We start from the raw sequence: 20,248 nt of genomic DNA on the forward strand, positions 1-20,248 counted from the left end.
CCGATGAATAAGAAGCTTTCCATTGTGGCGACATCGCTCGTCACCACATCAATCCTACTGGCTGCCTGCGGCAGCAACGGCGATACTAATTCCAACAGCAATGGCAAAGAGAAAGTAATGCTTTCGCTTTGGCACAACTATACAGGCGATGATCAACGTGCTCAAACGATGCGTGCAATCATCGAGCAATATCAGAAGGATCACCCGGAAGTCGAGCTTGATGTTCAGGCGATTCCACCAGACGGCTATCGCACTCGCTTGAAAACGGTTGCAGCTGCTAACGAAATGCCGGACCTGTTCGTTATGTGGCCAGGTGTCATGACGAAGGAATTCCAATCAGGCAACCTGCTCCAACCGATTAACGAGCTACTGGACAGCAAGAAGGAATGGAAAGATGGATTCCTGCCAGGCTCCTTTGACGGCTTCTCGATTGGCGAGGACATCTTCAGTGCACCAATTGCATTGTCCCCAACTTCCATTCTGTACTACAACAAATCCATTCTCGAAGAGAACGGTCTGCAGCCTCCAAAAACTTGGGATGAGCTCATGAATGCTGTTACCGTGCTGAAAGAAAAGAAAATCACGCCAATCGCGCTTGGCAACAAAGCGGCATGGCTCGCACAATCTAGTATTTTCAGCTCATTGGCTGACCGCGTGACGGGTACGGAATGGTTCCTGAAAGCAGCGGCGCAAGACGGCGCGAAATTTACGGATCCAGAGTTCGTAGAGGCGCTCACTTACCTTCAAGATCTGGGTAAAGCTGGCGCGTTCCAAGACGGCTTCAACTCCATCGATAATACGCAGATGGAACAATATTTCGCTCAAGGTAAAGCAGCTATGATGATCGACGGCGGCTGGGCATTGACGAACCTGGCGGCTTCGGCCTCGAAGGAAACGCTTGAGCAAATGGGCGCGACTGTACTGCCTTCCATCCCTGGCGGCAAAGGGGATCCTAATACGATCTCTGGTGTGGTTGGAACGGGTATCGGCATGAGCTCGAAAGTAAAAGATGCGAAGAAGCAGGCTGCATATGACCTCATGTATGCGATGGCTGGTCCGGATGCTCAAAAACGCGTGCTGGAAAGCAATCAGCTCGTCAGCTACAAGGTTGATCTTGATAAAACGAAGGTTACACCAATCTTCGCCGAAGTGTATGATCTCGTGAACAGCGTTACCACTACTCCTGTCTATGATGGTGTCATGTCTTCCGCAGTAGCCGATGAACTGAACAACGGTCTGCAGGATCTGCTTATGGGCGGCAAGCCGGAAGAGATCGCGAAGAAGGTCCAGGCTGCACAAGAAAAAGAAGCAAAGTAATTACCACACTACAATATACGGGGTCCGTTCTTCCTCACGCTGTACGGGGGCGAACGGATTACCGTTCTACTAGCAATTGAAATGGAGGGGGCGTTATGACGTCTACTGTACGTACTAGAAGATTTATCGTTATTGGTCTTCTCCCTGCGCTGCTGTTATTCTCTTTCTTTGTCATCATCCCGATTATCTGGTCTGCTTATTACGGTTTCTTCGATTGGAAGGGAATCGGCACTGCGAAATTCATCGGCTTCGATAACTATTCAGAGATTATTCATGACGAAGTGTTCTGGCGTTCATTAAAGAACAACATGCTTGTTGTCGCCGCATCCGTATTTGGCCAAGTGCCGATTGCACTCGTGCTTGCGCTTTTGCTGCTCAAAAACTCTTGGATTCATAAATTCATCCGTACCGCTGTTTTCATGCCGATGGTATTATCGTCGGTTGTTGTCGGCATTATCTGGGGTTATATTTATCACCCGGAAATCGGTATTCTTAACTTCCTGCTAGACAGCCTTGGACTTGAATCCTGGAAGCGCCAATGGCTTGGCGATCCGGCCGTCTCGATGTATTCGCTTATGGTTCCAATCATCTGGAACTACATTGGTCCGTATTTGATTATGTTCATAGCCGCTCTTCACAATATTCCGAGCGAGATGGACGACGCAGCAAAAATCGATGGAGCTAAAGGCTCCCGCAAATTGTTCTCTTTAACCTTGCCATTAATATGGGATACGATCAAGGTCGCGGTAGTTCTGTGTATTTCCGGCAGTCTCAAGTCATTTGACTTGATCTATATCATGACCGGAGGCGGACCTGCCCATTCGACTGAACTGCTCGCATCTTATATGTACAATAATACATTTGCAATTTACCGTTTCGGTTACGGCAGCGCGGTATCAACCGCGATTATTATCATCAGTCTGTTCTTGATCGCCGGCAGCCAATATCTTATGAAATCGAAAAATCGTTAAGGGGGACCTCGCATGCTGCAACGCCGTTTTTCAAGCGGACTCGCGAATGGTCTGATGACCCTTTACGCGCTTGTCACGCTTTATCCGCTGTTCTGGTTGTTCACTAGTGCATTCAAGTCGAACGAAGAGTTTTATTCCCGTCCGTTCCAGCTGCCAACAACCTGGCACTGGGACAGCTTCTCCCGCGCGTGGAAAGTATCCGATATGGGAACGAGTATGTTCAACTCCATTATCGTAACTGGAGCTTCGCTTGTGCTTACCCTAATAATCGGCGCGCTGGCCGCGTACATTTTGTCCCGGTTCCAGTTTCGCCTCAAACTAGCTGTCATGGGCTTATTCCTGCTAGGCATGCTCATTCCGGTTCACAGCACGCTTGTACCGCTGTTTATCGTTATGAATAAGATTGATCTACTCAACACGTACGGTGCACTTATATTCCCGTATGTCGCATTCGAACTGCCAATTGCAATCTTTATCATCCAGGCGTATATGAACACGTTTCCGAAAGAAATCGAAGAAGCGGCTCATCTCGACGGCATGGGATACTGGGGTACTTTCCTGAAAATCATGCTTCCGCTGTCCGCTCCTGCATTATCAACGGTGGGCATTCTGGCGCTCCTGCGGTTCTGGAATGACTTCTCATTCGCGCTCGTATTTATCAGTAAACCAGAGCTAAAAACTTTGCCGCTTAGCTTATCACAGTTTGCAACAGGATATATGACCGATTACGAACTGACGATGGCTGCACTAACCATCGCGGTAATACCAACCATTATCCTCTACTTGATTTTCCAACGTTCGATTATGCAGGGTATGGTCGCTGGCGCTGTAAAAGGTTAAAGCCTAACTAGAGTCCGTGCCTACGTGGTATGGGCTCTAGATTCATATTCGGGGAGGAGTATTCCTATGAAATTGTGTTTCGAAGGCGAACTGGAGGAGTTGCTGCCTGGCATTCAGGCTATCGTTCCGGAACTCGGCATAACGCTTGAGCTTGCGCGTACACTCGATGAGGATGAAGGATTAACGGTAGTCGTCGGCAGCTCTTCAGACGGCCTAGAAGTTAAATACGAACCAGACGCAGGGAAAGCTTATATCCGTTACGAGCGAAGACATCAATTTTATCGAGGACTTGGCCTGATTGTGCAGCACGCACGTAAGGGTGAACCACTGACGCGTTTCGAGAAGCAGCAATTCGATACAATTGGACCGATGTTCGATTTATCCCGTAACGGGGTACTGACCGTGGACGCGTTCAAGACGATGCTGAACCGAATGGCGCTAATGGGTCTTAATACGGTCATGCTGTACATGGAAGATACTTATGCGATTGAGGGCGAGCCCTACTTTGGCTATATGCGCGGGCGGTACTCCGCAGAGGAATTGAAAGCCATTGACGACTACGCTGACATGCTTGGTATCGAAGCTTTCCCAAGCATTCAGACGCTTGCACATCTAGAGGAATTCCTGAAGTGGGAGCCTGTGAAAGGATACAAGGATACGAAAGGCGCGCTTCTCGTCGGCGACAATCAAGTAGACCTGCTGGTCGAGCGCATGATCCATTCTGCTTCGGCGCCGTTCCGCAGCCGCAAAATTCATATCGGTATGGACGAGGCAGAAGAGCTTGGACGCGGCAAATATTTGGACCGCTTCGGCTTTGACGACCGGATCGACATCATGACCGGGCATCTGAACAAAGTGCTCGATGTTACACGCCGCCATGGGTTGAAGGCTATGATGTGGAGCGATATGTTCTTAAAACTTGCAGTCGGCAATACGGGCACGGAAAGCGATTATTACAATACGAATACGAAAATTCCCGAAGAGATGGCACGCCGGATTCCGAAAGACGTGGATATGGTGTACTGGGATTATGTCCATATGGAGCAGGAGCACTATGAGGGTGTTATTGCTAATCACCGCCCGCTTGGCTGCAACCTTGTGTTTGCTGGGGCGGTGTGGATCTTCAATACATTTGGTGTTAATTACGGCATGTCGCTGAACGCGTCTAATGTCGCGCTTCAAACCTGTAAACGCGAAGGCATACGCGAGGCGTACGCGACGATGTGGGGCGATGATGGCAACGAAGGCAATCCATTCGCGGCGCTGCTTGGTCTGCAGCTCTACGCGGAGCATGCCTATTCAGAGGAACAACCAGAATGGAGTATCGTTGCTGAACGAGCAAAATTCTGTACCGGCATCGACGCAGATGCTTACTTGCTACTGAAGGACTTGGACGAAGTGCCCGGATCTGAACCTGACAACCGGAAACAAAGCAATCCTTCGAAGTTTCTGCTTTACCAAGACGCCTTGCTTGGTCTGTTTGACTGTCAGATCGACGGCTTACCGTTAAATGCGCATTATGCGGCGCTTGAAGAGAAATTGAGCGATGCGAGGGTCAAAGACGCTGCGCTGGATTGGATCTTTGAAGTTCCGCAGAAGCTATGCGCAGTATTGAAGCACAAGAGTGAATTAGGCTTACTGCTGAAACACGCTTACGATACAGCGGATATAGCTGCGCTGCGGCATTTGGCGACTGAGGTAATTCCTGTTATCGCAGCAGCGGTTGACGAACTCCGCGTCGCTCACCGCACGCAATGGCTTAAGATGTTCAAGCCATTCGGTTGGGAAGTGCTCGATATTCGTTACGGCGGCGTCATCAATAGGCTCAATACCGCATCAGTCCGTCTGCTTGCCTTCGCGAACAATGAAATTGACCGGATCGAAGAATTGGAGCAGGAGCGGCTGCCATTCAGCACCGTCAATCGTTTCAACGGCAGAGGAGTTGGCTGGAGCAGTCATTATTACCGGATGGCAAGCCCGAATGTCTTCTTCCACGTCATGAATCCTTTCTAATTCAAGTTATTTCATAACCTGCAAACGGATGTCCTGTTGATGACAGGCAATCGTTTGCGGGTTATTTTTCGTGAGGGCCTATTCTCCCGCATTACCAATCCTTTTGACCTAAATAGACCTATTCAATTAGGTACTTTAGCCCCGCATATAAACTTGGAAAATTAATCTATAATGAAGGAAACATTTTTCGATATGAATCGACATATTTTCTCAGAAAAGGTGAGTTGATCTATGTTTTCTCCTTTCCAAAAGAAGAAAGAGCAGCAGCATTCGCGAGAGGATCTTGGGGTAAGGAGGGACTTGGAAGAACCGCAGGAGGAAGTGTCGGTTAATTCAGCTGCATCCGAGATCGTAGAGGAGTCATCCGGCTCTATTCTAATAAATAAAGGTCATATGGACAAAAGATCGCTGGACTTGGTATTTGCCGTTGAGCAGATGATTAAAGCCAAACAGCATGTCGAAATGAGCCATAACGACTTGCAGGATCGACTGGGCCATGCAAATGGGCAGATTGATCGATTAAACCGGGACGTAAAGAATCTCGGCAAGGTCATTGAAGAGCGTGAGAAGAGTATTATTGATCTGGAGAAGAGACTAAGCGATAAAAACCTGAAGGTTGACCAGATGATGGATGACTACCGGGAGCTCCATTCCACCCTATCCGGTGAGATTGAGGAGCTGAAAAGCGTTATCGAGCTCGAACGCCAGAACTACGCGGGTCTCTTGCAAAAGCACAACGAGACAACTGCAGATAAGAACAAGAAAATTAATGAGCTGGAAGAAAAGAATACAAGGCTGGAATCCGAGCTTTCTCAAATGAGACAGAAATTCGATGCCCTCCGTCAGGAGAAAACGCATCTTCTTAACATTGTAAATGACTTTACGAACCGGCTAACGTCTCCGTTTGCACCTAACGCAAGCTCTACTGATGGAGGTTCATCGGAATAAGGTCATGCCGGGAATGGGAAGAGAAGGACGCACATGGGGATGGACACATACAGCATACAGGTGATGGAGCTGCTGTCACTTGAGAGGACTTCTGGTGGTGCTAACCTACTCAGAATTGCCGTAACCCAAGAGGACATGCAAGCTGTCTACGTAATCGATATTGATGAGTTTACGTTTTTTCAACTTGAAGCACTGGGGCCGTTAAATGGAGACAGGATCCGAATTTCTCCCTACTCCAAATGGGATCCTTTCCGAAATACGTTTTATAGTTCCATTATTCGAACTACAGGCATTTCCCGGAATACTTTGTACTTTGCGTGCAGCGAGGCTTACCTTAGTTTAATTAAACAGATCAGGCAAGGCGAGCTTACACCTGTTCCAATGGAAGAAGAGAAGCAGGAAGATGCAGTCGAGATCGCGATTGTGAATCCGCCACAGCTCCCGAGGCGTTACACCGCACGTATGCCTAGAATTGCTGTTGCACTGTTAATTATGGTTGGTTTGCTCGCTATTCTCTCTATTGCCACCGGAGGTAAGGTCGATTCCGCACGTATTCTTGGTGGACAAGCAGCGAAGGCTGAGGTTACCAAGAGTGATGTGCCGACGGCTCATGTATCCGCCTCATTTAGTGATTTGAACAAGGCTGCTGTATCCAATGCTGCAGAGGTTGTGACGGCCGATCAGACCGTGATAACGGAGCAGGAATCGATTTCGCTTAGTGATCATGAAATACAATCAGCCTTTAAAGTGATCGACATCACGGAAGAAAAGAAATTTTTCGGCTTGCCGAAGGAATATGTCGCTTTAACCTTTGACGATGGACCATCCAAGCTCACGAGAGAGATTGTAGATATTCTCACGGAGCAGAAGGTTCCTGCGACCTTTCTATTCATCGGTCAAAATGTGAGTCATCATACGGATGCTGTTACTTATGCAAGTGAGCATGGCATGTCAATCGGGAATCATTCTTGGGATCATAGTGTTATGACCAAATCGGATCCAGAGGAACAAAGTGATAACTTGTCCAAGGCCAACCATGCCATTGAAGCCCTGACGGATAAGCCTGTCACGTTGTTCCGCCCCCCGTATGGTGCGGTAAACGATGACCTGGTTTCTGCAGCTAAGGGACAGCATATGAAGACCCTTCTGTGGAACCGGGATCCGGAAGACTGGAATGCCAAGAATCCGGAAGACATTATTCGTTATTTCCATCATGTCGAAGCTGCTGGCGGCATTTATGTACTGCATGAAGACAAGAACACGCTAGAGGCGCTTCCAGCCATTATAAAATATTTAAAAAGCAAGGACTTAACCTTTGTTGCGTTTAAATAATCTAACTCTGCTTATATAGTTCGCAGCACAGCACCCGTTTGGGTGCTTTTTTTATGCTGTGAAAAAAATATTTTTGCGTTAGGATACAGTTATGAAGTTGTCGATCTTGCAAGAGTCCGTTCGTCGTTATAATAAGAGGTTGGAGTGAATCAGCTCCGGGACCATAATCTGACGTTAAAGGGGTAATAACAATGAAATTCCTATGTTTAGGTTATTTGAATGCAGAGGCAATGGATGCAACCGACAAAGAGGAGATTACTGCAATTATGCAACAGTGTACGCCTCACCTTGAGGAGTTTTATAACAGTGGTCAAGTGATCATAGATGCTGGTCTCGCCCCGGAATCAACAAGTTTGAAGCGGGCAAACGGCAAAGTGAGAGTAATGGACGGTCCTTTTATTGAAACAAAAGAGATGATCGGCAGTGCTTTTCTCATTGAAGCGCAGGACATGGAAGAAGCGATACGAATCGCCTCTTTGCATCCAACTGTGCAGGTAGAAGCGGGGGAGCAGTTTGGTTGGAGGATTGAGATCCGTCCGATTCAATATTTTAAGGGAGAGGATTAAGCGATATGGTCATTCATTCATGCACATACGATGAAATTCAACACCTTGTTACCGAGTATCTGGAGGGATTGTCCTCGCCGTTTGATTCCTTTTTGGAAGACCATATTCTATCCTCAGCCTTTTACCGGATTCAGGACGGTCCGGAGGATATCGGATATTACGCGATACACAATCAGGAACTGCTTACACAGTTTTATATCCGGCAATCTTATTTGATGCATGCACAGCGATTATTTCTTGAAGCGCTGGAGCGGCATGCTGTTAAAAATCTGTTCGTACCGACCTGCGATGAATTGTTCTTAAGTCTAGCCGTCGATCAGGATTTTAAGATCAACAAGCAGGCTTACTTCTTCCAAGATAGTCAGATAGATATTGCGGCACGCTTTGATGAAGGCGAGGAAGTATTCCGACTTGCGGTAGAGGCTGATCTTCCAACCATACAGCAGGTGTGCGGGGATTTCTTGAATGATTATGACCAGTGGATAGCCAAAAAGCTGCTGTTCGTCTATTACAGAGGCACGGATCTGCTTGGTATCGGAATCATGGATTCATCCAAAATGTTTGATGGATTCGCCAGCATAGGGATGTTTACGAATGAAGCTTTCAGGAAGCAGGGGATCGGGAAGGCAATTATCGTGAATTTGCGCAAATGGTGCAAAGATCATGGCGTAACCGCGATATGCGGCTGCTGGTATTATAACGAAGCCTCCAAGCGCACCTTGGAGAGCGCGGGTATGGTGACGAAGACAAGGCTGTTAAATATAGAGGTGAAAGCACAGTCTATAACTTAAGGTTCATCTGCAGGGCACTCTACGTAGTGCCCTGCTTTTTGTTGTCTTATGGGTTTAGACAAGTTACTTCAAAGAGAATACCGCCAAGCGCCGTGAAGTAAAGCGTGTATCCGCCTCGCATCATACCAGGTGTTTGTTCGGATGCCATTCCGAGTTCTCCAAGCTTCTGATAGAACTGATCAACCTCGCTTGTTGTGTCGACATAGAATCCCAAATGGAAATCCTTCGGGTAGCCATTCTCGCCAGAACGCATACTGCTGAGCACTAGGGTAAATCCATGACTGTCATTCATGACAGCAATAGCATTTCCTTTTTGATCGGTAAGTTTAAAATCAAAAACCGTTTGAAAAAATAAGATGGCCTCAGACAAATCGATAACACATAAGTTCAAGTGATTAAGTTTCATTTTGTATATATCCACTCCTTTAATCTAATGGTGTTAGAATAATCTAATGGTGTTAGAAAGTCAAGGCAATGGTATACTGCAAGTGAAAGAGGTGAGCCGTGTGGCAAGACGACGAACGTACACCCAACAGCCAGGTGGGGAGATCGATTTGAGCTATGTTCCGCTTGATCGAAGACGGATTCTGGATACTGCCCTTCAGTTATTAGATGAGGTTGGACTAAAAGAATTAAGTATGAGGAAGATAGCGGACAAATTGCAGGTGAAAACAGCCTCCCTATATTATCATGTAAAAGATAAAGAGGAATTAATGCAGCTTCTCTCTGACCGAATATGTGGAGGGATGGTATGGCCAGAGCCTTCGCTTGATTGGCGGGAACAGCTGTATCAATGGGCCGAGCAGTTCAGAGCGATTCTGCTTTCGCATAGAGATACGGTAGAGCTGTTTAATCAGACGATTGCAAATGGCTATGAGAGGTTAATCCAAATCGAAAAGCTATATCAAATATTAGTGTCGGCGGGTTTCCTGGACATGCAAGTTCCATGGGCTGCTTCTATCTTGAAAAATTATGTGTTAGGATTTGTTGCCGAAGATGCCCAGCTTAGAGCTACTGCTGAGAACCACCATTCCTCTTATGAAGAGATGAGTGATCAGTACGATCAGTTCTACAGCCAATTGCCACAGGAGCAGTTTCCTAATATGATCCGTTTAGCGTCTTACACGACAAAGCCGGATTGGGAGAAAGAATTTCATTTTGGGATCAGCGTGTTAATAGACGGGTTATCCTCCAGACTTTCGCAGGAAAAAGGTTAATACAAAAGTAAAAGGCACCCTCACGGGTGCCTCTTGTATTTATTCCGCTTCGCCTACAAGCGTAAATCTTTTATTCACATGCTGCGGATTTTCAATTTCATCAAGTACGGCAATTGCATAGTCGGCATAGCTGACGTAGCTTTGGCCTTGGCTATTTAAGATGACATGATCGAGGCCCTTCGTGTAGGAACCTGTTCTTTTTCCAATTGGATCAAAGAAAGCAGCAGGGCTGATGTACGTCCATTTAATGGAAGTCTCCTTCTTCAATTCCTCCAGCTGTTTGCCGGCGTTAGAAGCAGTAGGGTAGACGAAATCCGGGAACTCCGGTGTATCCATCAGTTTGGTTGTTTTTTGTTCATCGACGTAGAGGCTTCCGGCACCTCCAACAACGATCAGCTTTGTGTTTGGGGCATCTTTTAAAGCTTGAACCAAAGCTCTTCCGGCATCGATATAGAGATGTTCTTCACCATCTGCTGCTTTAAACGTGTTAACAATCACGTCGAATGCTTTCAGATCAGCGGCGGTTAAATGAAAAATATCCCTTTCGAGCACATTAACAGTTGTCTCACTTATTTTTGCGGAGTTCCTAACAATAGCGGTCACTTCATGACCTCTATTTAAAGCTTCCTGCATAATAAGGCTTCCGACTTTGCCGTTTGCACCAATGATACCAATGTTCATGATCTATTCCTCCAGTTTTTTGATGGATAAGTTGTGTGGTTAAGCATAATCCTATATTATTTCAATAGTTCGATTTTTAAAAGTAGTCACTATTTTATAACATAGTCATAAAAACAGAACCATGAGAGAAGAGAGGGATTCAGCATGGCTCGAAGTTCATTCGAAGGGGAAGTTCCAGTCGAACAAGTTGAAGTATGCCCCGTAACGGAGACGCAAAACGTGATTGCAGGCAAATGGAAGATCCTCATTTTGTGGCATTTGAGGGAGACAAGACGGTTTGGCGAGCTTCAAAGACTTGTCCCAGGCATATCGAAGGCTATCTTGACCAGTCAGCTTAGAGAGCTGGAGAAGGATCAAATGATCAACAGAAAGGTGTACCAAGAGGTGCCGCCAAAAGTTGAGTACTCCCTTACCGAAGCAGGGAAAGAATTTATTCCGATCCTCGAAAGGATGGGCGAGTGGGGCAAGAAGCATGCAGTAAACAGGAAGACCGTTCGCTAAACATTACAGCTTATGGGATATACCCAATAAAGTGTTAAGCTGAACTTCAATGGAAACCACTCCAAACTTAGGAGCGGTTTTGTTATTTTATGAGCAAATTCGAATGCTTTTGTGGAGAATTGTTCAGGGAATGGTTAAAAAATCATGTCGAAATAGCGTCGATTATACCTTGAAACTATCGTATAATAGGAGTAGATACTTTTATTCATTGATCGTAGCACTACAATATAATCAGTTTAATTATGGATACAGAAAAGATGTGTGATAAGCAGGAGTGTTGCATCCTTTCTGCAAATCGAAGGGTATAAGGACGGTTGAAATGAGCAAACAAACGAAAACAGACGTTGTATTAATTGGTGCCGGAATCATGAGTGCGACTCTCGGTTCACTACTGAAAGAACTAGTACCGGACTGGGAGATTACAGTGTTTGAACGGCGTGGAAGCGCAGGTGAGGAAAGCTCTAACGAATGGAATAATGCAGGTACCGGGCACTCTTCGCTATGCGAACTGAACTACACAACAGAGAAGCCGGACGGATCCATCGATGTTAGCAAAGCGAATAAGGTTAATGAAGAGTTCCAGGTTTCCAAGCAGTTCTGGTCCTATCTTGTTAACAGCAATCTGATCCGCAGCCCGCGGGACTTTATTGTACCCGTTCCTCATATGAGCTTTGTGCAAGGGGAAAAGGATGTAACCTTCTTGAAGAAACGGTTTGAAGCGTTGTCGGTTAATCCATTGTTTGAAGGAATGGAATTTTCCGATGTACCAGCGAAGCTGGCTGAATGGATTCCGCTTATGATGAAAGACCGTAAAGTGGATCAACCAATCGCGGCTACTAGAATTGAAACGGGAACGGATGTTAACTTTGGCGCTTTAACGCGCATTCTGTTTAATCAATTAAAGAAGCAGAACGTTGACATAAACTTCAACCATAATGTAGATGATATTAAACGTGCGAATGATGGCTCTTGGGAACTGAAAGTTCGGAACATGGAGAACGGCAGCAAGGATCGCATTAATGCCAAGTTCGTCTTTATCGGTGGTGGCGGCGGAAGTCTGCATCTGTTGCAGAAAACCGGCATTCCCGAAGGAAAAGGCATCGGCGGATTCCCTGTTAGCGGTCTTTTCATGGTGTGTAAAAAACCGGAGGTTGTGGCTCAGCATCGTGCGAAAGTTTACGGCCAAGCTCCAGTTGGCGCACCACCAATGTCCGTACCGCATCTGGATACACGCGTAATCGACAACAAAGAATCGTTGTTCTTTGGCCCATTTGCCGGCTTCACGCCAAAGTTCCTGAAATATGGATCGAACATGGATCTGATCACTTCTGTCAAACCGCATAACCTTACGAATATGCTGGCGGCAGGCGCGAAAAATATGTCTTTGACAACTTACCTGGTCAAACAGCTGATGTTGTCGAAAGAGCAGCGTATGGAAGCTCTGCGAGAATTCATCCCGAACGCGAAGAGCGAAGATTGGGAACTGCTCGTTGCAGGCCAACGTGTACAAATTATTAAAGAAACGAATGCAGGTAAAGGAACTCTTCAGTTTGGTACAGAAGTTATTAATGCCGCTGACGGTTCGGTCGCTGCATTGCTTGGCGCTTCGCCAGGTGCTTCGACAGCAGTATCTGTCATGCTTGAAGTGATCAACAATTGCTTCCCGCAGCATATGAAAGAGTGGGAGCCTAAGCTTAAAGAAATGATTCCATCTTATGGCGCGAAGCTCCTGCAACAACCAGAGCTGATTAAGCAAATCAATGCAACAACGAACGAGGCTCTTGGCTTAGTAAGTAAAAAATCATCTACATCTGCATCGGCATTAGCATAGAGGTTAAGGAAGCCGTCCATTGTTGACTCAACAATGGATGGCTTCTTTTTATGTTCTAATTTCCTGATATAGCAGCTCGACATCACTCATTAGATCTGGAATCCATGCCTCGGATCCAGGAATGATTTCTGTTCCTCCATAAACCAGCCATCGTAAGGTTTTGATCAGCCAGCATAAGCCGCCTACGGACACTTGCCAGTTCAGTTGGTCAGTTGGTATATCCGTTACTTCAAGGTAGGCTGTAAGAATATCTTCTCTAGCTAGATTGCTGTAGGCCTCGGCCTCTGTAATCAGGCAGTACAAGTCGCCAAGATGAGGGCTTAAATAGGCCAGCGCCCAATCAATCGGCATAATGCCCTGATGCCCAATGACGAGGTTTTTGGCATGATAATCATGGTGAACGAGTGTAACAGGTACCGTGTGATACAATCTTTCCAAGTGATGGGGCAATTCAACCTTTAGCTTCTGCAGCACTTCGGAATCAGCTAGCTTTTCCGATTTCAGCAGGTTATTAAGCAGGTCTAGAAACTGGCCTATGGAGACGTAATAAGTATCGATAACGGGTTTTGGGAGCCTTTTTTCTACGTTCATTGATGCTCGTTCTCTTAACCTTGCCAGCTCCCTGGCTGCTTCAAGAAAATGAGTGGGCTGTGGTTCAACTTCCAGGTTAGTGTGACCTGCATCCTCCATAATCATAACTCCGCTATCCTTCAGCTCAACAAATTCGAAAATCTGAGGTGCTTTGATTTGCAAAGGTTGTACCAGTTCTCGATAAATGCAGGCTTCGCCAGCCATTTCATTGCCGCCCCATTTAATAATTCGAGACTCTCCTGTTAGGAGCCTTACTCTGAATACTTCAGAAAGTGCCCATTTCCTTAACAGTGACCATTCCGCAACGTCATTTAATACTGGAATCAACGAACGATATTCAGATAAGCATGCTGGTATCATTGAAAGCTCCACCCCCGTAGATTGTAGTGTTGGAACATATTTTTACATATTTGGTGAAAAAGATATAGACTGAACATTTCCTGTCTGTTATGATGTTGAATAAGGTCTTGGAAAAATTTGGGACTCTTTTTTTATGTCTACATAGTCAAAAGGGCTGCCCCCGCGTTTGGGGACAACCCTTTTTTTTGTACTATAAAATGATATTATTCCACTTTAAACAAACGGCGTGTCAGCCAATTGAATTTTTTGATACGGCAGTTATGGAAAGCGGCAATTTTCCACTCGCCATTTTGCTTCACTAACACGTTTGTGTTAATGGAATCGCGGCTCGCTGGAGCTTTCTTTTGCCATCGCATCATAACTGCTCCAGTGGCATGTGCAATCGCTAACTCGGGGGTTAAGAAGCGTAACTTCATATCATTGGAGTCCGCAATAAGTCTTGAACCACGTAACGGACCATTCCATAAGGCTTGATGGGCGTGATCGATTTCGTTTCGGCCCTTTAAGTGTTGGCCAAAGAAGGTCACATAGTCCGCATCAGGCGTGAAGATTTCGCTATACGCCTTCCCATTGCCCTGCTGCCAAGCAAGGGATAAGGCAGAAAACACCTCATGTATCGCCTGAATATCCTCTCGATTATCGAGCATTAACCTCAATCCTCCCTAGACGATTGTTCTTTGTCCCTCATTATAGAGCAAAGCAGCAAAGAGATAATCGCCCCAAGGATGGAAGCTGTCTCAGACTGGCGACGGATAGGGAATCACTTAATCTTCACTTGTTTCAGATCCGCCCCGCCCGCAGGCGATACTCGGTTGGAGAGCAGCTCGCTTCTTTGCGGAAAGCCTTGGCAAAATGATTCGTATCGGGGTAGCCGACAGCTTCCGCGATTTCTTTAATGGTCAGATCGGTTGCGCCTAGGAGCGACTTGGCTTTCTGCATTCGCTTGCGATTGATGTATTTGAGCGGGGAGACGGCAAAATGTTTATTGAAATAACGGACGAGATAGTTCGGGTGAAGATGAACATGCTTAGCCAGCTGCTCCAGCGTGAGGGATTCAGATAGATTAGCTTCGATAAAAGTCTCAATCTGCTTTAATCGTTCGATCTCGCCAAGCCGCCCCGGTACAAATCGAAGATGGGTATTAGATTCGGACAGGAACAGGGCGATGATCTCGAGCAGAATGGCTTTTTCCCGGATTCGCGCCAGGTAACTTCGATTCTGGTACAAGCTGCTCAACTCACGGAATAGCGACATCAGCCTGTCCATGAGCGGGGGAGGGATATCTAAGATAGAAGGAGCATCTACCCATTGGAAAAGATCCATTTCTCCCATCGTGGCGGTAAAATGGCACCAATATTTCGCATAAGGCTTATCGCTTACAGTGGAATAGGATTGCAGAACGTGAGCGGGCATATGGACCAGCTGGCCTGGGACAGGACGGTATTCCTCTCCGTCTATTCGCAGCCAGCCCTCTCCCTCGCAGATCAGATAAAACTTATTGTACTTAGGAACGTAATCCAGCTCGCGCCATTGCGGTGAGCATTCGGTATAATAAGCTTCCTCCAGATGTACCTGCAGGTGCTGAAGCATCTCATTTAGAAACTCTGGGTTTTGGTTAAGCGGCATGCGGTGGACACCTCAACTTAGGTTAATCTGATCCCCATACTAGCTAATTTACTGCCTATATCATAGCACAAATCATTGTTAGACTAAGGGTATATCAGATGCTATGGAGGCGATCCTTTCCAATGAGTCAATCTTATATCGAGCAGCGAACCGAGCGCACGAAGTGGTTTCTTCAGGACCGCTTTGGCATGTTCATCCACTGGGGGCTGTACGCCATTCCTGCACGCGGGGAATGGGTAAGAAATGCTGAACGAATCAGCAATGAGGACTATCAGGTCTACTTTGATGAATTCAACCCGGAACGCTATGATCCAAAGGCATGGGCGAAGGCGGCCAAAGCGGCGGGGATGAAATATGCAGTACTTACAGCCAAGCACCATGACGGATTCTGTCTGTTCGACAGTCAACTGACGGATTACAAGTCTACGAACACGAAATCCGGAAGGGATTTGGTAAGAGAGTTCCTTGACGCCTTCCGCGAAGAAGGGCTGAAGGTTGGCTTATATTATTCGCTGCTAGATTGGCATCATCCGGACTATCCGGCGTATGGGGATCAGATTCACCCGATGCGGGAAAATGAGGAGTACAAGCGTGATCCCGAGCGATTCGTCAATTATCTGAACTATATGCACGGCCAAGTCAAAGAATTGCTGACCGGCTATGGCAAGCTCGATATTATGTGGTTCGACTTCTCCTATGGCGAGCTTAAGGGAGAAGCATGGCGTGCTACGGAGCTCATGGAGATGATCCGTTCTATTCAGCCGCACATCATCGTAGACAACCGTCTTGAAGCAAGCGGTGAAGAAGGCGGCTCGATCTACACGGATAATCCGAGCTTATACTCCGGTGACTTTGCCTCTCCGGAGCAGATTATTCCGCCAAGCGGCATCACGGATGAAGCGGGTAACTCCATTCCTTGGGAAGCGTGTATTACGCTGAACAACAACTGGGGTTATAGCGCCGCAGACCTTACGTATAAGTCGGCTAAGACGGTGATCCGCAAGCTCGTGGAATGCGTCAGCAAGAACGGCAACCTGCTATTGAACGTTGGGCCTGACGCGAAGGGTGAGATTCCGCGTGAATCCCTCGAAATCCTGGAGGAAGTTGGCCAATGGATACGCAGGAACGGAGATAGCATTTACGGCTGCGGTGAAGCTGGTCTAACGAAGCCGGAATGGGGCAGATATACGCGTAAGGGGAATAAACTGTACGCGCATCTCTTTGAGGAAAGTGTTGGTCCTATCAATTTGGTCGGTTTGGCGGGCCGCGTGAAGCACGCGAGACTGCTGTCGGACGGCGCCGAGGTGTTCGTCTCGCGTCCGTGGAATGCATCTCTGTATCAGGAGGATGCTTTCTTCAACTTTGCTAGACCCGAGCACTCGACTTATCCGCTCCCGGATGAGCGGGATACGGTCGTTGAGATTACACTGATTGAGGAATAAGGTAATTTAAATATAAGAGACTCTCCTTATATGGAGGGTCTCTTTTTATTTTTAATAAAATGATAAGGATATTTAAATAACAATAATAATAAAATATAATACGATACTAATTTATTGAAAAACGATAAATCAAATGATAAGATCATATTGTCATTATATAGTGAGGTGTTAGAAATGAACGTTAAACGGGGCTCAACCACTTTCTTGAAGATTATTATTTTTCTGGCAGGAATTGCAGTGCTTGCATTGTGTATCTCGTTGCCTGGGATAACTATTAAAGACGCAAGAGTTCATCCCGATACAGCTTACTTCCTAATCCCCTTTTTAGTATGTGCATACGGATTCTGTATCGCGTTGTCTGTTGCGCTGTATCACGCCTATAAACTACTAACCTGCATCGAAAAGAACAATGCTTTCTCTGAATTATCGCTTAAATCTTTGCAAATTATAAAAAAATGTACGATTGCAGTCATTTTCCTCTTTTTATTAGCAATAGTAAGCTTGAAGATATGCGCTAAAGTTACAGGTGGTGATGCAGCTCCTGTACCGTTATGTCTATTGGGTATTTTAGCAACAAGTATGATCACGGCGATTGTGGATGTCCTTCAAAAGCCAATAAAAAATGCTTTGAATATATAACCCTTTCATATTTCCACAGTATCCTGCTGCTCCTCCACTTGTAAACATGCCTCGGCAATAAACGATCCTAGATCACCTTGGGAATGCAGCAACTGCTGCAGGAGCAGCTGCACTTCCTCGGTCACATTATCACCATAACGCTGTTTGTTGGCACGTATACAAGCGAGGACATCACTTGTTTGGATGGATAATGTTTTGATGGATTGATTTACAACCGGATTAACCTCCACACAGCTGGCCAGAGAATCAATCGCGAATCGGACGGAGCGCGGGAATTCAGCATTTCGAAGCAGGAATTCTGTCACTTCAGCGAGCCGGACGTCCTGAGCATGGAATTTGCGGAAGGCTTCATAGCCGCCGCAGGATTTCAGGAGCACAAGGAATCGATTATAGCGGGCTTCCTCATTAAGCTGCTTCGCATCCTTCAGCAGGTTGCCATAAGTGGCATGTATAATGCGGACGGTACTGTTTAATCGTTCCAGGAATTTCCCGGATTGAACGAGATTCCAGCCTTGTCCACGAACCATAGTAGAATCCGCCGCACCGTTAAACATCGAGAGCCATTCGCTGATCCGTTTATAAAACATATAAGGAGACTGCGGCATCATCTTATTAACTTCCTGTTCCTTCAGCCATAAATAGAAGGAATTGATAATATCCCACAGCTCAACGGGCAGCATTGGCCTTAAGGTACGGATATGGGTTCTAGCCTGCTGGACGCAGGAAAAAATACTATCCTCATTTGAGCGTTCGAATGTCAGGTAGTGAAGGACAGACCACTCACTCGCCTGTGGCTGCACCCGTCTAAATTCCTCGACATCACCTACGGCCGCAGCAAGCCGTTCCCATGTATAGCCTTGCTCCTCTTCGACCAGCTCATCACGCATACTATAGTAGACATTAATAACGCGGGAATAGTTATCTGCTCTCTCTAGAAGACGTCCGATCAGGAGCAGGAGTTCCGCATAACGATTTATCATTTTTTCCACCTCTTAGTGAAATTTATAATGCCGGATTAGGCTAACACCCATGTATCCTTTGTACCGCCGCCTTGCGATGAATTGACGACAAGAGAGCCTTCCTTCAATGCCACACGGGTTAAGCCACCCGGGACGACATACGTTTCGGAGCCCATGAAGGTAAAAGCGCGAAGATCAATATGACGGGGAGCAACACGGCCGCCGGTAAGTGATGGGCTGCACGACAGCTTTACGGTAGGCTGCGCAATATAACGCTCCGGATGCTGGACGATTTTCTCAGCAAAAGCCTTGATTTCTTCTTCCGTGGCCGTTGGCCCGATCAGCATGCCGTACCCCCCAGATAAGGACCTTTCTTTGACGACCATATCGGATAAGCGCGACAGCACATATTCTCTCTCATGAGGTCTTGTTAAAATATAAGTGGGAACATTGTTCAAGATGGGTTCTTCCTTGAGGTAGTAACGGATCATATCCGGCACATATGCATACACCGCTTTATCATCAGCTACACCTGTTCCAGGGGCATTCGCTAATGCCACATTACCGGTAAGATAGGCATCCATGAGTCCTGGTACACCCAGTAAGGAATCTTTGCGGAAAACTTGAGGATCCAAATATTCATCGTCAATTCGGCGGTAAATGACATCAACTTGGCGAAGTCCATCGCTGCTTTTCATATAGACAACCCGGTCTTTGACAATCAGGTCGCTGCCTTGGGCCAAGTCAATTCCCATTTCCTGCGCCAGAAAAGTATGGTCATAATAGGCGGAGTTATAAATGCCTGGAGTAAGTAACACTACGCGAGGGTCTGGTTTAGAATTCGGAGCTAAGCTGCGAAGGCTAGAGAGCAGGGCGTTCATTCCTTGATCGATACTGCGAACTCGTTGATCGAAGAACAATTCGGGAAGTAAGGTTGTTGTGAGAGCCCGGTTCTTATACACGTAGGAAAGGCCTGAAGGGGTTCGAAGATTATCCTCGAGGACATAAAATTCTCCAGAATGGCCGCGAATAATATCAATACCGGATAATGGGATATAAGTGCGGTTTGGAACATCTACTCCAGCCATCTCTGGCACATAATAAGGATTATTCAGAACCATATCGGAAGGAATGAGTCCGTCTTTTAATATATTTTGCTCATGATAGATGTCCCATATAAAAAGATTCAAAGCTTTGACCCGCTGCTTCAGGCCTTGATTCAGATGAAGCCATTCATCCGAGGTAATGACCCTCGGCATCATATCAAAAGGAATGGTCCTCTCTTGCGAGGCTTCTTCCGGATTATTGCTGTATAGGGTAAAGGTAATTCCTTGCTTGACCATTTCTTCTTGCATCATGGCGTCACGCTTTTTTAGTTCTTCCAGCCCCATTTTGGACAACCGCTGCAGGATAGCACCGTAGTGGGTTCTGCCTTTACCTCGCCCTTCAAACATTTCATCGTAAAAAGCCGGATGTTCATAATCAGCGAAGAGCTGGTTCATGTTATCCTTCATCATAAGCATGGCCATGACAGAAATCCCTCCATTGTTCTTATTGCTTCATTCATTATGAGTGTGTTAGTTATTGTGACATTCGGATAATAACGCAAGTATAGAGCAACCA

At 46.4% G+C, this 20,248-nt stretch carries 20 protein-coding genes; 13 read left to right on the plus strand and 7 right to left on the minus strand.

Annotation, left to right across the window (positions count from 1 at the left end; all coding sequences use genetic code 11):
- Window positions 1-3 precede the first annotated feature (3 nt).
- From FHS17_RS25765 to FHS17_RS25800, 8 genes are all read left to right on the plus strand, one after another.
- Window positions 4-1,317: an extracellular solute-binding protein gene (locus FHS17_RS25765; protein ID WP_167281442.1), complete on the plus strand. Its 1,314-nt coding sequence runs from the start codon at window positions 4-6 to the stop codon at window positions 1,315-1,317.
- 95 nt (window positions 1,318-1,412) lie between these two features.
- Window positions 1,413-2,288: a carbohydrate ABC transporter permease gene (locus tag FHS17_RS25770; protein ID WP_167281444.1), complete on the plus strand. Its 876-nt coding sequence runs from the start codon at window positions 1,413-1,415 to the stop codon at window positions 2,286-2,288.
- Between the two features lie 12 nt (window positions 2,289-2,300).
- Window positions 2,301-3,128: a carbohydrate ABC transporter permease gene (locus tag FHS17_RS25775; RefSeq protein WP_167281446.1), complete on the plus strand. Its 828-nt coding sequence runs from the start codon at window positions 2,301-2,303 to the stop codon at window positions 3,126-3,128.
- A gap of 66 nt (window positions 3,129-3,194) precedes the next feature.
- Window positions 3,195-5,141: a beta-N-acetylhexosaminidase gene (locus FHS17_RS25780; protein ID WP_167281449.1), complete on the plus strand. Its 1,947-nt coding sequence runs from the start codon at window positions 3,195-3,197 to the stop codon at window positions 5,139-5,141.
- A gap of 231 nt (window positions 5,142-5,372) precedes the next feature.
- Window positions 5,373-6,089 (plus strand): hypothetical protein, encoded by a 717-nt coding sequence (locus tag FHS17_RS25785; RefSeq protein WP_167281451.1) that lies wholly within the window; start codon window positions 5,373-5,375, stop codon window positions 6,087-6,089.
- Window positions 6,090-6,122: 33 nt separating this feature from the next.
- On the plus strand, window positions 6,123-7,421 hold the full coding sequence (locus tag FHS17_RS25790; RefSeq protein ID WP_167281454.1) for a polysaccharide deacetylase family protein: 1,299 nt from the start codon (window positions 6,123-6,125) through the stop codon (window positions 7,419-7,421).
- 191 nt (window positions 7,422-7,612) lie between these two features.
- Window positions 7,613-7,987 carry a YciI family protein gene (locus FHS17_RS25795; RefSeq protein WP_167281456.1) on the plus strand — a complete coding sequence of 125 codons (375 nt, stop codon included), beginning with the start codon at window positions 7,613-7,615 and terminating at the stop codon, window positions 7,985-7,987.
- A 5-nt stretch (window positions 7,988-7,992) separates the two neighbouring features.
- Window positions 7,993-8,778: a GNAT family N-acetyltransferase gene (locus FHS17_RS25800; RefSeq protein WP_167281459.1), complete on the plus strand. Its 786-nt coding sequence runs from the start codon at window positions 7,993-7,995 to the stop codon at window positions 8,776-8,778.
- A 46-nt stretch (window positions 8,779-8,824) separates the two neighbouring features.
- Here FHS17_RS25800 and FHS17_RS25805 read toward each other — a convergent pair whose 3' ends face one another.
- Window positions 8,825-9,184 (minus strand): VOC family protein, encoded by a 360-nt coding sequence (locus tag FHS17_RS25805; protein WP_167281461.1) that lies wholly within the window; start codon window positions 9,182-9,184, stop codon window positions 8,825-8,827.
- Window positions 9,185-9,284: 100 nt separating this feature from the next.
- Between FHS17_RS25805 and FHS17_RS25810 the strand changes: the two genes are divergently transcribed.
- Window positions 9,285-9,995, plus strand: coding sequence for a TetR/AcrR family transcriptional regulator C-terminal domain-containing protein (locus tag FHS17_RS25810; protein WP_167281464.1), 711 nt, complete (start codon window positions 9,285-9,287; stop codon window positions 9,993-9,995).
- 39 nt (window positions 9,996-10,034) lie between these two features.
- Here the strand turns inward: FHS17_RS25810 and FHS17_RS25815 are convergent, their stop codons facing one another.
- Window positions 10,035-10,676, minus strand: a complete 642-nt coding sequence (locus tag FHS17_RS25815) for an NAD(P)-dependent oxidoreductase (protein WP_167281466.1) — start codon at window positions 10,674-10,676, stop codon at window positions 10,035-10,037.
- A 144-nt stretch (window positions 10,677-10,820) separates the two neighbouring features.
- Here FHS17_RS25815 and FHS17_RS25820 point away from each other — a divergent pair, with 144 nt between their 5' ends.
- Window positions 10,821-11,177: a winged helix-turn-helix transcriptional regulator gene (locus tag FHS17_RS25820; RefSeq protein WP_167281469.1), complete on the plus strand. Its 357-nt coding sequence runs from the start codon at window positions 10,821-10,823 to the stop codon at window positions 11,175-11,177.
- Between the two features lie 319 nt (window positions 11,178-11,496).
- The gene (locus FHS17_RS25825; protein WP_167281472.1) at window positions 11,497-13,008 is read left to right on the plus strand and encodes a malate:quinone oxidoreductase; all 1,512 of its coding nucleotides are present in this window, start codon (window positions 11,497-11,499) and stop codon (window positions 13,006-13,008) included.
- 48 nt (window positions 13,009-13,056) lie between these two features.
- Here FHS17_RS25825 and FHS17_RS25830 read toward each other — a convergent pair whose 3' ends face one another.
- From FHS17_RS25830 to FHS17_RS25840, 3 genes are all read right to left on the minus strand, one after another.
- Window positions 13,057-13,959: a phosphotransferase gene (locus tag FHS17_RS25830; RefSeq protein WP_167281474.1), complete on the minus strand. Its 903-nt coding sequence runs from the start codon at window positions 13,957-13,959 to the stop codon at window positions 13,057-13,059.
- A 203-nt stretch (window positions 13,960-14,162) separates the two neighbouring features.
- Window positions 14,163-14,606 (minus strand): SgcJ/EcaC family oxidoreductase, encoded by a 444-nt coding sequence (locus FHS17_RS25835; protein WP_167281477.1) that lies wholly within the window; start codon window positions 14,604-14,606, stop codon window positions 14,163-14,165.
- A gap of 133 nt (window positions 14,607-14,739) precedes the next feature.
- A complete protein-coding gene (locus FHS17_RS25840) occupies window positions 14,740-15,585 on the minus strand; it encodes a helix-turn-helix transcriptional regulator (protein ID WP_167281479.1) in 846 nt (281 codons plus the stop codon).
- Between the two features lie 122 nt (window positions 15,586-15,707).
- Here FHS17_RS25840 and FHS17_RS25845 point away from each other — a divergent pair, with 122 nt between their 5' ends.
- Both FHS17_RS25845 and FHS17_RS25850 read left to right on the plus strand, forming a co-directional pair.
- Window positions 15,708-17,027, plus strand: coding sequence for an alpha-L-fucosidase (locus FHS17_RS25845; protein WP_167281481.1), 1,320 nt, complete (start codon window positions 15,708-15,710; stop codon window positions 17,025-17,027).
- Window positions 17,028-17,201: 174 nt separating this feature from the next.
- A complete protein-coding gene (locus tag FHS17_RS25850) occupies window positions 17,202-17,666 on the plus strand; it encodes a DUF2975 domain-containing protein (RefSeq protein WP_167281484.1) in 465 nt (154 codons plus the stop codon).
- A 5-nt stretch (window positions 17,667-17,671) separates the two neighbouring features.
- Here FHS17_RS25850 and FHS17_RS25855 read toward each other — a convergent pair whose 3' ends face one another.
- Together FHS17_RS25855 and FHS17_RS25860 are read right to left on the minus strand one after the other, a co-directional pair.
- Window positions 17,672-18,646, minus strand: coding sequence for an alpha-E domain-containing protein (locus FHS17_RS25855; protein WP_167281486.1), 975 nt, complete (start codon window positions 18,644-18,646; stop codon window positions 17,672-17,674).
- Window positions 18,647-18,681: 35 nt separating this feature from the next.
- Window positions 18,682-20,154 (minus strand): circularly permuted type 2 ATP-grasp protein, encoded by a 1,473-nt coding sequence (locus tag FHS17_RS25860; RefSeq protein ID WP_208420573.1) that lies wholly within the window; start codon window positions 20,152-20,154, stop codon window positions 18,682-18,684.
- Between the last annotated feature and the right edge of the window lie 94 nt (window positions 20,155-20,248).

Source organism: Paenibacillus lupini (assembly GCF_011761355.1).
GTDB lineage: Bacteria > Bacillota > Bacilli > Paenibacillales > Paenibacillaceae > Pristimantibacillus > Pristimantibacillus lupini.

Excerpts from the sequence above, each read along its gene's own strand:
- FHS17_RS25765 (WP_167281442.1), top strand. The coding sequence starts at position 4 with ATGAATAAGAAGCTTTCCATTGTGGCGACATCGCTCGTCACCACATCA.
- FHS17_RS25770 (WP_167281444.1), top strand. The coding sequence starts at position 1,413 with ATGACGTCTACTGTACGTACTAGAAGATTTATCGTTATTGGTCTTCTC.
- FHS17_RS25775 (WP_167281446.1), top strand. The coding sequence starts at position 2,301 with ATGCTGCAACGCCGTTTTTCAAGCGGACTCGCGAATGGTCTGATGACC.
- FHS17_RS25780 (WP_167281449.1), top strand. The coding sequence starts at position 3,195 with ATGAAATTGTGTTTCGAAGGCGAACTGGAGGAGTTGCTGCCTGGCATT.
- FHS17_RS25785 (WP_167281451.1), top strand. The coding sequence starts at position 5,373 with ATGTTTTCTCCTTTCCAAAAGAAGAAAGAGCAGCAGCATTCGCGAGAG.
- FHS17_RS25790 (WP_167281454.1), top strand. The coding sequence starts at position 6,123 with ATGGGGATGGACACATACAGCATACAGGTGATGGAGCTGCTGTCACTT.
- FHS17_RS25795 (WP_167281456.1), top strand. The coding sequence starts at position 7,613 with ATGAAATTCCTATGTTTAGGTTATTTGAATGCAGAGGCAATGGATGCA.
- FHS17_RS25800 (WP_167281459.1), top strand. The coding sequence starts at position 7,993 with ATGGTCATTCATTCATGCACATACGATGAAATTCAACACCTTGTTACC.
- FHS17_RS25805 (WP_167281461.1), bottom strand. The coding sequence starts at position 9,184 with ATGAAACTTAATCACTTGAACTTATGTGTTATCGATTTGTCTGAGGCC.
- FHS17_RS25815 (WP_167281466.1), bottom strand. The coding sequence starts at position 10,676 with ATGAACATTGGTATCATTGGTGCAAACGGCAAAGTCGGAAGCCTTATT.
- FHS17_RS25820 (WP_167281469.1), top strand. The coding sequence starts at position 10,821 with ATGGCTCGAAGTTCATTCGAAGGGGAAGTTCCAGTCGAACAAGTTGAA.
- FHS17_RS25825 (WP_167281472.1), top strand. The coding sequence starts at position 11,497 with ATGAGCAAACAAACGAAAACAGACGTTGTATTAATTGGTGCCGGAATC.
- FHS17_RS25830 (WP_167281474.1), bottom strand. The coding sequence starts at position 13,959 with ATGATACCAGCATGCTTATCTGAATATCGTTCGTTGATTCCAGTATTA.
- FHS17_RS25835 (WP_167281477.1), bottom strand. The coding sequence starts at position 14,606 with ATGCTCGATAATCGAGAGGATATTCAGGCGATACATGAGGTGTTTTCT.
- FHS17_RS25840 (WP_167281479.1), bottom strand. The coding sequence starts at position 15,585 with ATGCCGCTTAACCAAAACCCAGAGTTTCTAAATGAGATGCTTCAGCAC.
- FHS17_RS25845 (WP_167281481.1), top strand. The coding sequence starts at position 15,708 with ATGAGTCAATCTTATATCGAGCAGCGAACCGAGCGCACGAAGTGGTTT.
- FHS17_RS25850 (WP_167281484.1), top strand. The coding sequence starts at position 17,202 with ATGAACGTTAAACGGGGCTCAACCACTTTCTTGAAGATTATTATTTTT.
- FHS17_RS25855 (WP_167281486.1), bottom strand. The coding sequence starts at position 18,646 with ATGATAAATCGTTATGCGGAACTCCTGCTCCTGATCGGACGTCTTCTA.
- FHS17_RS25860 (WP_208420573.1), bottom strand. The coding sequence starts at position 20,154 with ATGGCCATGCTTATGATGAAGGATAACATGAACCAGCTCTTCGCTGAT.